The 14201-nt window shown below is 72.4% G+C and carries 12 protein-coding genes; 10 read left to right on the top strand and 2 right to left on the bottom strand.

What is annotated here, in order from left to right:
• The first annotated feature begins 15 nt into the window (after window positions 1-15).
• The 8 genes from SCNRRL3882_RS33695 (at window position 16) to SCNRRL3882_RS33730 (ending at window position 8654) form a co-directional block, all read left to right on the top strand.
• The gene (locus tag SCNRRL3882_RS33695; RefSeq protein ID WP_010046426.1) at window positions 16-1122 is read left to right on the top strand and encodes a quinone-dependent dihydroorotate dehydrogenase; all 1107 of its coding nucleotides are present in this window, start codon (window positions 16-18) and stop codon (window positions 1120-1122) included.
• Window positions 1119-1964 (top strand): orotidine-5'-phosphate decarboxylase, encoded by an 846-nt coding sequence (gene pyrF, locus SCNRRL3882_RS33700; protein WP_010046425.1) that lies wholly within the window; start codon window positions 1119-1121, stop codon window positions 1962-1964. Before SCNRRL3882_RS33695 ends, pyrF begins: the two co-directional genes overlap by 4 nt.
• Before the next feature lie 299 nt (window positions 1965-2263).
• Window positions 2264-2587, top strand: coding sequence for an integration host factor (locus SCNRRL3882_RS33705; RefSeq protein WP_003977346.1), 324 nt, complete (start codon window positions 2264-2266; stop codon window positions 2585-2587).
• A 59-nt stretch (window positions 2588-2646) separates the two neighbouring features.
• Complete coding sequence (gmk, locus tag SCNRRL3882_RS33710) at window positions 2647-3240, top strand: guanylate kinase (protein WP_029181628.1); 594 nt, start codon at window positions 2647-2649, stop codon at window positions 3238-3240.
• Window positions 3241-3311: 71 nt separating this feature from the next.
• Entirely contained in the window at window positions 3312-3584 is a 273-nt protein-coding gene (rpoZ, locus tag SCNRRL3882_RS33715; RefSeq protein ID WP_003988945.1) for a DNA-directed RNA polymerase subunit omega, read from the top strand.
• 115 nt (window positions 3585-3699) lie between these two features.
• Complete coding sequence (coaBC, locus tag SCNRRL3882_RS33720; RefSeq protein ID WP_010046413.1) at window positions 3700-4902, top strand: bifunctional phosphopantothenoylcysteine decarboxylase/phosphopantothenate--cysteine ligase CoaBC; 1203 nt, start codon at window positions 3700-3702, stop codon at window positions 4900-4902.
• Between the two features lie 237 nt (window positions 4903-5139).
• On the top strand, window positions 5140-6348 hold the full coding sequence (gene metK, locus SCNRRL3882_RS33725; RefSeq protein WP_010046412.1) for a methionine adenosyltransferase: 1209 nt from the start codon (window positions 5140-5142) through the stop codon (window positions 6346-6348).
• 158 nt (window positions 6349-6506) lie between these two features.
• A complete protein-coding gene (locus SCNRRL3882_RS33730) occupies window positions 6507-8654 on the top strand; it encodes a primosomal protein N' (protein ID WP_010046411.1) in 2148 nt (715 codons plus the stop codon).
• A gap of 130 nt (window positions 8655-8784) precedes the next feature.
• On the opposite strand, the gene SCNRRL3882_RS33735 is transcribed toward SCNRRL3882_RS33730, so the two are convergent.
• A complete protein-coding gene (locus tag SCNRRL3882_RS33735) occupies window positions 8785-9321 on the bottom strand; it encodes a hypothetical protein (protein WP_029181627.1) in 537 nt (178 codons plus the stop codon).
• A gap of 271 nt (window positions 9322-9592) precedes the next feature.
• Between SCNRRL3882_RS33735 and fmt the strand changes: the two genes are divergently transcribed.
• Together fmt and SCNRRL3882_RS33745 are read left to right on the top strand one after the other, a co-directional pair.
• Window positions 9593-10525 (top strand): methionyl-tRNA formyltransferase, encoded by a 933-nt coding sequence (gene fmt / locus SCNRRL3882_RS33740; protein WP_010046410.1) that lies wholly within the window; start codon window positions 9593-9595, stop codon window positions 10523-10525.
• Between the two features lie 69 nt (window positions 10526-10594).
• A complete protein-coding gene (locus tag SCNRRL3882_RS33745) occupies window positions 10595-12022 on the top strand; it encodes an RsmB/NOP family class I SAM-dependent RNA methyltransferase (protein WP_010046409.1) in 1428 nt (475 codons plus the stop codon).
• On the opposite strand, the gene SCNRRL3882_RS33750 is transcribed toward SCNRRL3882_RS33745, so the two are convergent.
• Entirely contained in the window at window positions 12003-14195 is a 2193-nt protein-coding gene (locus SCNRRL3882_RS33750) for an MMPL family transporter (protein ID WP_050810324.1), read from the bottom strand. The genes SCNRRL3882_RS33745 and SCNRRL3882_RS33750 overlap by 20 nt on opposite strands.
• Window positions 14196-14201 lie beyond the last annotated feature (6 nt).

Genomic DNA, 14201 nt, shown 5'->3' on the forward strand with positions numbered 1-14201 from the left:
CTTCGTGAGGACACCATGTACAAGATCTTTTTCAGTCTGCTCTTCAAGCGGATGGACCCGGAGCAGGCGCACCACCTCGCCTTCCGCTGGATCCGCCTGGCCGCCCGCGTGCCCGTGCTGCGCACCCTCCTCGCGGCCGCCCTCGCGCCCCGCCACAAGGAGCTGCGCACGGAGGCCTTCGGGCTGCGCATGCACGGCCCCTTCGGGCTCGCCGCGGGCTTCGACAAGAACGCGGTCGGCATCGACGGCATGGCGATGCTCGGCTTCGACCACGTCGAGATCGGCACGGTCACCGGTGAACCGCAGCCCGGCAACCCCAAACAGCGGCTGTTCCGCCTGGTCAAGGACCGGGCGCTGATCAACCGCATGGGCTTCAACAACGACGGATCGCTCCGCGTCGCCGCCCGTCTGGCCTCCCGGACGCCCGTCTTCAAGACCGTCGTCGGTGTCAACATCGGCAAGACCAAGGTCGTCCCCGAGGAGGAGGCCGTCGCGGACTACGTGAAGTCCGCCGAGCGGCTGGCCCCCTACGCCGACTACCTCGTCGTCAACGTCTCCTCCCCGAACACGCCCGGCCTGCGCAACCTCCAGGCCACCGAGGCGCTGCGCCCCCTGCTGAGCGCCGTCCGCGAGGCCGCCGACCGGGCGGTGGCCGCGCGGCGCGTCCCGCTCCTGGTCAAGATCGCGCCGGACCTCGCCGACGAGGACATCGACGCCGTCGCCGACCTCGCCGTGGAACTCGGCCTGGAGGGGATCATCGCCACGAACACCACGATCGCGCGCGAGGGACTCGGCCTGAAGTCAGACTCCTCCCTGGTCAAGGAGACCGGCGGCCTGTCCGGGGCACCCCTGAAGGAACGCTCCCTGGAGGTCCTGCGCCGCCTCTACGCGCGCGTGGGCGGCCGGATCACCCTGGTGGGCGTCGGCGGCGTCGAGAACGCCGAGGACGCCTGGCAGCGCATCCTGGCCGGTGCCACGCTGGTCCAGGGTTACAGCGCCTTCATCTACGAGGGGCCCTTCTGGGGCCGCTCCATCCACAAGGGGCTCGCCGCGCGCCTGCGCACCAGCCCGTACGCCACGCTCGCCGACGCGGTGGGCGCCGACGTGAGGAAGACGGCATGAGTGGTCTCGAACCCTTCGGCGCCCGTCTGCGCCGCGTGATGGACGAGCGCGGCCCGCTGTGCGTCGGCATCGACCCGCACGCCTCCCTGCTCGCCGAGTGGGGCCTCAACGACGACGTGACGGGCCTGGAGCGGTTCAGCCGCACGGTCGTCGAGGCGGTGGCCGACCGGGTCGCCGTGCTCAAGCCGCAGAGCGCGTTCTTCGAGCGGTTCGGCTCGCGCGGCGTCGCCGTCCTGGAGAAGTCGGTGGCCGAGGCGCGGGCGGCCGGCGCGCTGGTCGTGATGGACGCCAAGCGCGGCGACATCGGCTCGACCATGGCCGCGTACGCCGAGTCCTTCCTGCACAAGGACGCCCCGCTGTTCTCCGACGCGCTGACCGTCTCGCCCTACCTGGGTTACGGCTCGCTCAGCCCGGCCGTCGCGCTGGCCCGGGAGAGCGGCGCCGGGCTGTTCGTGCTGGCGCTGACCTCCAACCCGGAGGGCGGCGAGGTCCAGCACGCCGTGCGGTCCGACGGCCGGAACGTCGGAGCGACCGTGCTCGCGCACCTGTCCGCCGAGAACGCGGGGGAGGAGCCCCTGGGGTCCTTCGGCGCGGTCGTCGGCGCGACCCTCGGTGACCTGTCGTCGTACGACCTGGACATCAACGGCCCGCTCCTCGCGCCCGGTATCGGTGCCCAGGGGGCGACGCCGGCCGATCTTCCCGGGGTCTTCGGGGCGGCGGTGCGCAACGTCGTGCCGAACGTCAGCCGGGGAGTGCTGCGCCACGGTCCCGACGCGGTCGCGCTGCGTGACGCCGCGGAGCGCTTCGCGGAGGAGATCCGGCAGGCCGTGACGTCCGTCTGACCTCAGGCTGACCTCTTTCCGACCTCCTCCTGATCTCCTCCGGAGTCCTCCGATGAGTGGTCCGGGGCGCGCTTGAGTCTGAATACATCCTCAAATCCGGGGCAGTATGTCCTAAATGTCCGTTCAGATGAAGGCTGACCAGGACTTTTCCGCTGTTCTCGCTGACTCTGGCGGACTTGCCCGCTAGTCTCCGACGAGAGTGAACGGGCAAGCGTGTTGCTCGTGGCTCCCCAGGTGTGGGGCGACTAGGTTCCTCACCGGTCCGTATCCGACAGTTCGACATCCGAGGTGACGTAGGCGTGGCTCTTCCGCCCCTTACCCCTGAACAGCGCGCAGCCGCGCTCGAAAAGGCCGCCGCGGCTCGCCGGGAGCGGGCCGAGGTCAAGAATCGACTCAAGCACTCCGGCGCCTCCCTTCACGAGGTCATCAAGCAGGGCCAGGAGAACGACGTCATCGGCAAGATGAAGGTCTCCGCCCTCCTCGAGTCCCTGCCGGGCGTGGGCAAGGTCCGCGCCAAGCAGATCATGGAGCGACTCGGTATCTCCGAGAGCCGCCGCGTGCGTGGTCTCGGGTCCAACCAGATCGCCTCCCTCGAGCGTGAGTTCGGCAGCACCGGTTCCTGAACCGGGCACTGAAGGGGGAGCGAGTCCCGGGCACTCCGGGATTGCTGGATAATCGCTGCATGGCTGCAACACCCCGGGGGACGACCCCCGTGCCCCCGGACGTACGTCCGCGGCTGACCGTGCTCTCCGGCCCCTCCGGGGTCGGCAAGAGCACGGTCGTCGCCCATATGCGCAAGGAACATCCCGAGGTCTGGCTCTCGGTGTCGGCGACGACCCGCAAGCCCCGCCCCGGCGAGAAGCACGGAGTCCACTACTTCTTCGTCACCGACGACGAGATGGACAAGCTGATCGCCAACGGCGAACTGCTGGAGTGGGCCGAGTTCGCGGGTAACCGCTACGGCACGCCGCGTGCGGCCGTGCAGGAGCGCTTGGAGAAGGGCGAGCCCGTACTCCTCGAGATCGACCTCCAGGGCGCCCGTCTGGTCCGGGAGTCGATGCCCGAGGCCCAGCTGGTGTTCCTGGCTCCTCCCTCCTGGGAGGAGCTGGTGCGCAGACTCACCGGGCGGGGCACCGAACCGCCCGAGGTCATCGAGCGCCGGCTCGAGGCGGCCAAGATCGAACTGGCCGCCGAGCCGGAGTTCGACACGACCCTGGTGAACACCTCCGTCGAGGACGTGGCTCGCGAGCTGCTAGCCTTGATGGACGTCGTGTGACCATCGCTGATCGTTTCCGGGTCTCGCTGATCACCCCGACAGAATCTTTCCCATCCATCGGAAGGTAGAGCGTGTCCTCTTCCATCTCCGCGCCCGAGGGCATCATCAACCCGCCGATCGACGAGCTCCTCGAGGCCACCGACTCGAAGTACAGCCTCGTGATCTACGCGGCCAAGCGGGCCCGCCAGATCAACGCGTACTACTCGCAGCTCGGCGAGGGTCTCCTCGAGTACGTCGGTCCTCTCGTCGACACCCACGTCCACGAGAAGCCGCTCTCGATCGCCCTTCGCGAGATCAACGCGGGGCTGCTGACGTCCGAGGCCGTCGAGGGCCCGGCGCAGTAAGTACTATTTGCAGCTTGACGCTGACTTTTCCACAGGCCCGGCAGGCCGACTGCCGGGCCTGTGGTGTGTCATGGAGTCGTACGTTGTGCCGGTTGCCGAGGTCCGGGGAGAGACGGTGGACAAACCGAAGGTCGTTCTGGGGGTCAGTGGCGGCATCGCCGCGTACAAGGCCTGTGAGCTGCTGCGGCGGTTGACGGAGTCGGGCCATGACGTGCGCGTCGTCCCCACCGCCTCCGCGCTGCACTTCGTCGGCGCCGCCACCTGGTCCGCGCTCTCCGGAAACCCGGTCTCCACCGAGGTGTGGGACGACGTGCACGAGGTCCCGCACGTCCGCATCGGACAGCACGCCGACCTGGTCGTCGTCGCCCCCGCCACCGCCGACATGCTCGCCAAGGCGGCCCACGGCCTCGCCGACGACCTCCTGACCAACACCCTCCTCACCGCCCGCTGCCCGGTCGTCTTCGCCCCCGCCATGCACACGGAGATGTGGGAGCACCCGGCCACCCAGGAGAACGTGGCGACGCTGCGCCGCCGCGGCGCCCTGGTCATCGAACCGGCCGTGGGCCGCCTCACCGGCGTCGACACCGGCAAGGGCCGGCTCCCCGACCCGGGCGAGATCTTCGAGGTCTGCCGCCGGGTGCTGGCCCGGGGCGTGACCGAGCCCGACCTGAAGGGCCGGCACGTGGTGATCAGCGCCGGCGGCACCCGCGAGCCCCTGGACCCCGTCCGCTTCCTCGGCAACCGCTCCTCAGGCAAGCAGGGCTACGCCCTCGCCCGCACCGCGGCCGCCCGCGGCGCCCGCGTCACGCTGATCGCGGCCAACAGCGCCCTGCCCGACCCGGCCGGCGTGGACGTCGTCCCCGTGGGCACCGCCCTGCAGCTGCGGGAGGCGGTGCTGGAGGCCTCCGCAGACGCCGACGCGGTGGTCATGGCCGCGGCGGTGGCGGACTTCCGCCCGGCGGTGTACGCGGCCGGGAAGATCAAGAAGAAGGACGACCAGGAGCCGGAGCCGATCACGCTGGTGCGGAATCCGGACATCCTCGCGGAGGTCTCCGCCGAGCGCGCCCGCCCCGGCCAGGTGATCGTCGGCTTCGCGGCGGAGACCGACGACGTGCTCGCCAACGGCCGCGCGAAACTGAAGCGCAAGGGCTGTGATCTGCTGGTGGTGAACGAGGTCGGGGAGAGCAGAACCTTCGGTTCCGAGGAGAACGAGGCCGTCGTCCTCGGCGCCGACGGCAGCGAGACCGCGGTGCCGCACGGACCCAAGGAAGCCCTGGCCGAAACCGTATGGGGCCTGGTGGTCGAGCGCCTTCACTGATGTTTCAGTCGCCCTGCGCCCCCGTGAAACACGGCCGATCGGGGCGTGGCGCCTCTGGCCAACGCAGCTCGGCATTGGGCAGAATGCCCGTGCCGCAGGTCACAGCACTTCCGAGTGTCGAGACAGGGGGACCGTGGCCGAAGCGTGACCGATAAACTGTTCCACGGACGGCGCCGGGTGCAGCCCCCGCCGTCCGCCAATGATCAGCCAGCAGCCGCTGCAACCCCAGGGAGCGTTGTGTCCCGTCGCCTGTTCACCTCGGAGTCCGTGACCGAGGGTCACCCCGACAAGATCGCTGACCAGATCAGCGACACCATTCTCGACGCGCTGCTCCGCGAGGACCCGACCTCCCGGGTCGCCGTCGAGACCTTGATCACGACCGGCCTGGTGCACGTGGCCGGCGAGGTCACCACCAAGACGTACGCGGACATCGCGACGCTGGTCCGGAACAAGATCCTCGAAATCGGCTACGACTCCTCGAAGAAGGGCTTCGACGGCGCCTCCTGCGGCGTCTCGGTGTCGATCGGCGCGCAGTCCCCGGACATCGCCCAGGGCGTGGACACGGCTTACGAGTCCCGTGTCGAGGGCGACGAGGACGAGCTCGACAAGCAGGGCGCGGGCGACCAGGGCCTGATGTTCGGCTACGCGACGGACGAGACGCCGACGCTCATGCCGCTGCCGATCTTCCTGGCCCACCGCCTGTCGAAGCGCCTGTCCGACGTGCGCAAGAACGGCACGATCCCCTACCTGCGCCCGGACGGCAAGACGCAGGTCACCATCGAGTACGACGGCGACAAGGCGGTCCGCCTGGACACCGTCGTCGTCTCCTCGCAGCACGCCTCCGACATCGACCTGGACTCGCTCCTGGCTCCGGACATCAAGGAGTTCGTCGTCGACCCGGAGCTCAAGGCGCTGCTCGACGAGGGCATCAAGCTGGACACGGAGAACTACCGCCTCCTGGTCAACCCCACCGGCCGCTTCGAGATCGGCGGCCCGATGGGTGACGCCGGCCTGACCGGCCGCAAGATCATCATCGACACCTACGGCGGCATGGCCCGCCACGGCGGCGGCGCCTTCTCCGGCAAGGACCCGTCCAAGGTCGACCGCTCCGCGGCGTACGCCATGCGCTGGGTCGCCAAGAACGTGGTCGCCGCGGGTCTCGCCACCCGCTGCGAGGTCCAGGTGGCCTACGCCATCGGCAAGGCCGAGCCGGTCGGTCTGTTCGTCGAGACCTTCGGCACCGCCAAGGTCGACACGGAGAAGATCGAGAAGGCGATCGACGAGGTCTTCGACCTCCGTCCGGCCGCCATCATCCGCGACCTCGACCTGCTCCGCCCGATCTACTCCCAGACGGCGGCGTACGGCCACTTCGGCCGGGAGCTTCCCGAGTTCACCTGGGAGCGGACGGACCGCGTGGACGCGCTGCGCAAGGCCGTGGGCCTGTAAGTCCCCGGAAGGCGGCGGGGCCGCAGGTCCGACGCCGCCGCGGTTCCTCGCGAGGCCCGGCACCCTTCGGGGCGCCGGGCCTCGTCGTGCGTCCGGCGGGCGGGAGGCGGGTACTCGAGGGCCGCCGGATGTCAGTGACGTTTGGTAAGAATGCAAGCGTGAGCAGCGAGAACGAACAGGCGGGCGGCGGCGCGGAGGGCGCGCCGCCCGAGCAGCTCGCGCTCATCCGGGAGAGTGTGCGGAAGGCCAGGACGCCTCGGGCCAAGCCGCGGACCTGGCGGGGGGCCGCGCTCGCCAAGGACCTGCCCGTCGCCCGGGTGCTCGTCGACAAGGGTGTGCTCCATCTCGACCGGTACTTCGACTACGCCGTGCCCGAGGAACTGGACGAGCAGGCCCAGCCCGGCGTGCGGGTGCGGGTGCGGTTCGGGGCCGGGCGGCACCGGGTGCGGGACGGGCGGCGCGAGGGCGGCGGGCTGATCGACGGGTTCCTCGTCGAGCGGCTGGCCGAGTCCGACTACTCCGGGCCGCTGGCCGCCCTCGCCCAGGTCGTGTCGCCCGAGCGGGTGCTCAGTGAGGAACTGGTCGGGCTGGCCCGTGCGGTCGCCGACCGGTACGCAGGCAGCCTCGCCGACGTCCTGCAACTCGCGGTGCCGCCGCGCAGCGCACGGGCCGAGCAGCGCCCCTCGCCCGCACCGCTGCCACCGCCCCCGGCGCCCGTGGCGGGCTCCTGGCAGCGGTACGAGCAGGGAGGGGCCTTCCTGGAGTCGCTCGCCTCCGGCGGCGCGCCCCGGGCCGTGTGGAACGCGCTGCCCGGCCCGCAGTGGAGCGAGGAGCTGGCCCGGGCCGTCGGGGCGACGCTGGCCTCCGGTCGCGGTGCGCTCGCCGTCCTGCCCGACGGGCGGGCGGTCGCGCGGGTGGACGCCGCCTTGACGGCCCTGCTGGGGAAGGGGCGGCACGCGGTGCTCACCGCCGACGCGGGACCCGAGAAGCGGTACGCGCAGTGGCTCGCGGTCCGGCGGGGCTCCGTGCGGGCCGTGATCGGGACCCGGGCCGCGATGTTCGCACCGGTCCAGGACCTCGGGCTGGTCGCCATCTGGGACGACGGGGACGACAGCCACAGCGAGCAGCACGCCCCGCAGCCCCATGCGCGTGAGGTGCTGCTGCTGCGGGCCGCCCAGGACAAGTGCGGCTTCCTGCTGGGCAGTTGGGGCTGCACGGTGGAGGCCGCGCAGCTCGTCGAGAGCGGGTGGGCCCGTCCGCTGGTCGCCGGGCGTGAGCAGGTGCGGGCCACCGCTCCGCTCGTCCGCACCGTCGGCGACGGGGACCTCGCGCGGGACGAGGCCGCCCGGGCCGCCCGGCTGCCGACCCTCGCCTGGCAGGTCGTCAGGGAGGGCCTGCGGCACGGTCCGGTGCTGGTGCAGGTGCCCCGGCGGGGATACGTACCGCGCATGGCGTGCGCCAACTGCCGGGCGCCCGCGCGGTGCCGGCACTGCTCCGGGCCGCTGGAAACGCGGGACGGCGGCGCGCTGTGCTGCGGGTGGTGCGGCCGTGAGGAGAACGGCTGGCACTGCCCGGAGTGCGGTGCGTTCCGGCTGCGCGCCTCGGTGGTGGGCGCGCGGCGGACCGCCGAGGAACTCGGACGGGCCTTCCCCGCCGTTCCGGTGCGGACCTCGGGTCGTGAACACGTGCTCGACACGGTGCCGGGGGCGCCTGCGCTGGTGGTGAGTACGCCGGGGGCCGAGCCCGTCGCCGAGGGCGGATACGCGGCGGCGCTGCTGCTCGACGGGTGGGCGATGCTCGGGCGGCCCGATCTGCGGGCCGGTGAGGACGCGTTGCGGCGGTGGATCGCGGCCGGGTCGCTCGTCCGGCCGCAGCCGGTCGGCGGCACAGTGGTGGTCGTGGCCGAGCCGACGCTGCGGCCGGTCCAGGCGCTCGTACGGTGGGACCCCGTCGGTCACGCGGTGCGGGAACTCGCCGAGCGGGCCGAGCTGGGGTTTCCGCCGGTGTCGCGGATGGCGGCCGTGTCGGGGCCGGCGGAGGCGGTGGCCGAGTTTCTCCGTGCGGCCGAACTGCCGCCGGAGGCCGAGGTGCTGGGGCCGGTGCCATTGCCCGTCCCGGCCGCGGGGCGACCGCGGCGGGCGGGGGCGCCGCCGCCCGGGGAGCAGTGGGAGCGGGCGTTGGTCCGGGTGCCGCCGGGCAAGGGGGCGGCACTGGCCGCCGCGCTGAAGGCCGCGCAGGCCGCGCGGACGGCCCGGGGGAGTGCGGAGCCTGTCTGGGTGCGGATCGATCCGGCTGACATCGGGTGAGCCGGTGACTGCGGTCGTCCGAGCCGGTGGCGGTGGCTGAGGTCGTGTCTGCCGCTGTTCGCTGCGCGTACAGGCCGCTGCCCTCCCCTACGTATCGGGAGGGCAGCGGCCTGTCGGGGCGGGGTGCGGGTCAGCCGTTGCGTGGGCCGGGGAAGGCCGTCGGCCTCGCCTCGTCGCGCAGGGCCGGGCTGCCCGCCGTCGGCTGGGTGGGCATGGAGCGGGCCGCCGGGACCGTCGGGAGGCCGGTGTTCACACTGACCGTGCGCGAGCCCGAGGGCTCCGGTGTCCGCTCCGCCTCGGACGCGGCCGACTGGGCCGTGGCCCGGCGTGCGCCGTAACGGCGGTGGACCGCCTGTTTGGTGACTCCGAGCGCGGAGCCCACCGCGTCCCACGAGAAGCCGAGCGAGCGGTCGAAGTCCACGGCCGCCGTGACCAGGGTCTCGACACTGTCCCGCAGCTCCTGGGCGAGACGTACCGTCGGGGCGGGGGCGCGTCCGTAGACGACGAAGCCCGTGGAGGAGCCGGAGCGGCGCGGGCGGTAGACGTTGCCCAGCTGGGCGGTGAGTGTGCGCAGTGCGTCCACCTGCCGGCGGACCCGCTCGATGTCCCGCACCAGCAAGTGCAGGCTGGCCCGAGCCTGGGCGTCGTGGGTTGCGTGGTCGGCCATGAACAAGCCTCTCGAACCGGCGTTGAAAGGGAATGGGCCGCGATCGCGGCCCGATGTGGTCAACTCTGTCTTGACCAACGCGGATTCGCTCCGCGGGTCACGGTGTGGGGGCGTGGGGGCATATGCGTGCGCCTGTTTGCGCGGGGTGTGCGCCTCGGCCTTCGGCCGTCGGCTCCGTCTGTCCGCCCGCGCACCACCCGTTCCACGGCGGGGCTCATAGACTTGTGTGCTGCCCGCCGTCCACTCCCGCCCGAGAGGCCCCCACCACCCCATGAAGCTCGTCTTCGCCGGTACACCCGAGGTCGCCGTTCCCGCTCTGGACGCTCTTCTCGCCTCTGAGCGGCACGAGGTGGCCGCTGTCGTCACGCGGCCCGACGCGCCGGCCGGGCGTGGGCGCAGGCTCGTCGCGTCGCCCGTCGCCGAGCGGGCGGAGGAGGCCGGAATCGAGGTGCTGAAGCCCGCGAAGCCGAAGGACCCCGAGTTCCTGGAGCGGCTGCGGGAGATCGGGCCGGACTGCTGTCCCGTCGTCGCCTACGGCGCGCTGCTGCCCCGGGTCGCCCTCGACGTCCCCGCGCACGGCTGGGTCAATCTGCACTTCTCCCTGCTGCCGGCCTGGCGCGGCGCCGCGCCCGTGCAGCACGCCATCATGGCCGGGGACGAGATCACCGGGGCTTCCACCTTCCTGATCGAGGAGGGCCTCGACTCCGGGCCGGTGTACGGGACGGTCACCGAGGAGATCCGGCCCACCGACACCAGCGGGGACCTGCTGACGCGGCTGGCCTTCGCCGGTGCCGGGCTGCTCGCGGCGACCATGGACGGGATCGAGGACGGCACGCTGAAGGCCGTACCGCAGCCGGCCGAAGGGGTCAGCCTGGCCCCGAAGGTCAACGTCGAGGACGCCCACATCGACTGGAGCGCGCCCGCGCTGCGCGTCGACCGGATGGTGCGGGGCTGCACCCCGGCTCCCGGCGCCTGGACCACGTTCCGCGGTGAGCGGCTCAAGCTCATCCAGGTCACCCCCGCGCCGGACCGGACGGATCTCGCCCCGGGGCAGATCTCCGCCGGCAAGAACAACGTGTACGTCGGCACCGGCTCGTACGCCGTCGAGCTGCTCTGGGTGCAGGCCCAGGGCAAGAAGCCGATGCGGGCGGCGGACTGGGCCCGCGGGGTGCGGATCACCGAGGGCGAGCGGCTCGGGGGCTGACGCGGCGACACGTCCGGGGCGGCGTAGGCTGGACGGCGCACTTCTTCTCACACCCGGAGCACCTTTTTCGTGAGCGACCAGCCCCGTCGGCCCCGTACGTCCGGCAAGCCCTACCGGCGGCCCAAGAAGGACCCCGTCCGCATCCTCGCCTTCGAGGCGCTGAGGGCCGTGGACGAGCGGGACGCCTACGCCAACCTCGTTCTGCCGCCCCTGTTGCGCAAGGCGCGGGAGAAGGAGGGACCCGAGAAGTTCGACGCCCGGGACGCGGCGCTCGCCACCGAGCTGGTGTACGGCACGCTGCGGCGGCAGGGGACGTACGACGCGGTCCTCTCGGCCTGCGTGGACCGGCCGCTGGGGGAGGTCGACCCGCCGGTGCTGGACGTGCTGAGCCTCGGCGCGCACCAGCTGCTCGGGACACGGATCCCGACGCACGCGGCGGTGTCGGCCACCGTCGAGCTCGCGCGGGTCGTGCTCGGCGACGGGCGGGCCAAGTTCGTCAACGCCGTGCTGCGGAAGGTCGCGCAGCACGACCTGGACGGCTGGCTGGAGCGGGTCGCGCCGCCCTATGACGAGGACCCCGAGGACCACCTCGCCGTCGTCCACTCGCACCCGCGGTGGGTCGTGTCGGCGCTGTGGGACTCCCTCGGCGGCGGCCGCGCCGGTATCGAGGACCTGCTGCGCGCCGACAACGAGCGGCCCGAGGTGACCCTGGTCGCGCGCCCCGGGCGGGCCACCGCCGAGGAACTGCTCGAAGAGGACGCAGCCGTGCCGGGGCACTGGTCGCCGTACGCCGTGCGGCTGACCGAGGGCGGTGAGCCGGGCGCAGTCGCGGCCGTACGGGACGGACGCGCGGGCGTGCAGGACGAGGGCAGCCAGCTCGTGGCGCTCGCCCTCGCGGCCGCGCCCCTGGACGGGCCGGACCGGCGGTGGCTGGACGGGTGTGCGGGGCCCGGCGGCAAGGCCGCGCTGCTCGGCGCCCTCGCGGCCCAGCGGGGCGCGCTGCTCGTCGCCTCCGAGAAGCAGACCCACCGCGCCGGGCTCGTGGCCAAGGCGCTGGACGGGAACCCCGGGCCCTACCAGGTGATCGCCGCCGACGGGACGCGACCGGCGTGGCGGCCCGGCAGCTTCGACCGCGTGCTGGTCGACGTGCCGTGCACCGGGCTCGGTGCCCTGCGGCGCCGCCCCGAGGCGCGCTGGCGGCGCCGGCCGGAGGACCTGGAGGGGTTCGCGCCGTTGCAGCGCGGCCTGCTGCGCACCGCCCTGGAGTCGGTGCGGGTCGGCGGAGTCGTGGGCTACGCGACCTGCTCGCCGCACCTCGCCGAGACCAGGGCCGTGGTCGCCGACGTCCTCAAGCAGTACCCGGACACCGACCTCCTCGACGCCCGGCCGCTGCTGCCCGGCGTACCGGACCTCGGCGAAGGGCCCGACGTGCAGCTGTGGCCGCACCTGCACGGGACCGACGCGATGTACCTGGCGCTCATCCGCCGGACCGGCTGACCCCCGCTTCGACGCTCTCCCGGGCCGCCGCACCGCCGTCCTCCCCGGCCAGCCGGTGCGGCCACCACACCTTCGGCCCCACGTCCAGGAACAGCGACGTCACCAGGACCGAGCGCACGACGAACGTGTCGATGAGGACACCGAGGGCGACCGCGAAGCCGATCTCGGCGAAGGCGACCATGGGGAGGGTGCCGAGCGCGGCGAAGGTACCGGCCAGGACCAGGCCGGCGGAGGTGATGACCGCGCCGGTGGCGGCGAGCCCCGTGACCACGCCCGGTCCGGTGCCCTGGCGGACCGCCTCCTCGCGGATGCGGGTGGTCAGGAAGATGTTGTAGTCGATGCCCAGGGCGACCAGGAACACGAAGACGAACAGCGGGAAGTCGGTCGCCTCGCCCGCGTAGTCGAAGACGTACCGGAACGCGAGCGCGCTGATGCCGAGGGCCGCCGCGAACGACAGGATCACCGTCCCGATCAGCAGCAGCGGCGCGATCAGGGCCCGTAGCAGGGCGCACAGGATCAGCAGGACGACCGCCAGCACCAGCGGGATGACCAGGACGTTGTCATGGGTGATCGCCTCGTCCATGTCCACGAGGCCCGCCGTACCGCCGCCCACCCGGGCATCGGCGTCCGGTACCGCATGGACGGCGTCCCGTACCCGCTGCACGGTCTGTTTCGCCGCGTCGCTGTCGGCCGGGGCGGTCATCGTGGCCTCGAAGAGGACCCTGCCCTGGAAGGACGGCTTCGTGCCCGGTGGCAGGCCCAGCGACTCCGGGACCACGCCCGGCGTGGCGGCGACCGCGCGGCCCACCTGCCGGGCCTGCGCCTGGTTGCTGACGATGACGAGCGGATTGCCGCTCCCGGCCGGGAAATAGCGTGCGGAAACCTCCTGGCCGACGATCGAGTCCGGTTTCCCGGTGAACGCGTCCGCGTTCCCGATGCCGTCGGCGCGCAGCTGGATCAGGCCGAGCGAGCAGACCGCCAGCACCGCCACCGTGACGCCCCACACCATCCGGGGACGGCGGCCGATACGGCGGCCGGCGCGGGCCCACACGCCCCGCTCGGTCGGATCGGCCGTACCGAAGTGCGGGATCACCGGCCAGAAGATCCACCGGCCGACGATCACCAGCAGGGCCGGGAAGAGCGTCATCATCGCGAGCAGGGCGACGGCGACACCGATCGCGGCCACCGGTCCCAGGCCGCTGGTCGAGTTCATCTCGGCGACCAGCAGCACCAGCAGGCTCAGCACGACCGTCGCGCCGGAGGCGAGCACCGCGGGGCCCGCCCGGTGCAGCGCCTGGGCCATCGCCTCGTGCCGGTCCTCGTGCCGGCGCAGCTCCTCCCGGTAGCGGGCGACCAGCAACAAGGCGTAGTCCGTCCCCGCCCCGAAGACCAGCACCGTCAGGATGCCGGCGCTCTGGCCGTTGACCGTCAGGCCCGCGTGCTCGGCCAGCAGGTAGATCAGCGCCTGGGAGGCGAACAGCGCACAGACCACGGAGACCAGGGGGACCAGCAGCAGGGTCGGGCTGCGGTAGGTGATGAGCAGCATGACGATGACGACGGTCATCGCCGCGAACAGCAGCGTCGAGTCGATGCCCTCGAAGGCCTCCGCGAAGTCCGCCGCCGTGCCGCCCGGACCCGTGATGTGCACGGCAAGCCCGGCGCCGCCCCCGCCGACGTCGTCCCGGATGGAGTCGACGGCGGGCGAGATCCGCTCCCAGCCCTTCTCGTCCATCGTGATCGGCACGAGGATCTGCGCCGCCCGCGGGTCGGCCTGCCGGTCGAAGACCGGCCCCCGGGTCTCCGCACCCCGGATGCCATGGTCACGCAGCTCCTTGAGCTGCCGCGCGTCCTCGGCGATCTCCGCCCGGTCCTGGACCGTCAGCCCGCTCTCCCGGGCGTAGATCACCACCGCCGGGACCTGCTCCGGCCGGAAGTCCTTGGAGATCTCCAGCACCTGCGTCGACTCCGCGGACCCCGGCAGCCAGGACGACGCGTCGTTGTCCTGGGCGTCGGTGAGCTTCATCGCCAGTGGTGCCGTCACGAACAGCACCGCCACCCACAACACCAGCACCAGCCACTTGGCCCGCCGCCCGCAGACGAGATGTGCGACGCCCTGTTTCACGGCGACCCCCTCTGCGCCCCGGGACCGATGCCCACAACCCCCGGAGGGCATGGCAGT

It is taken from the genome of Streptomyces chartreusis NRRL 3882 (assembly GCF_900236475.1).
Classification (GTDB): Bacteria; Actinomycetota; Actinomycetes; order Streptomycetales; family Streptomycetaceae; genus Streptomyces; species Streptomyces chartreusis_D.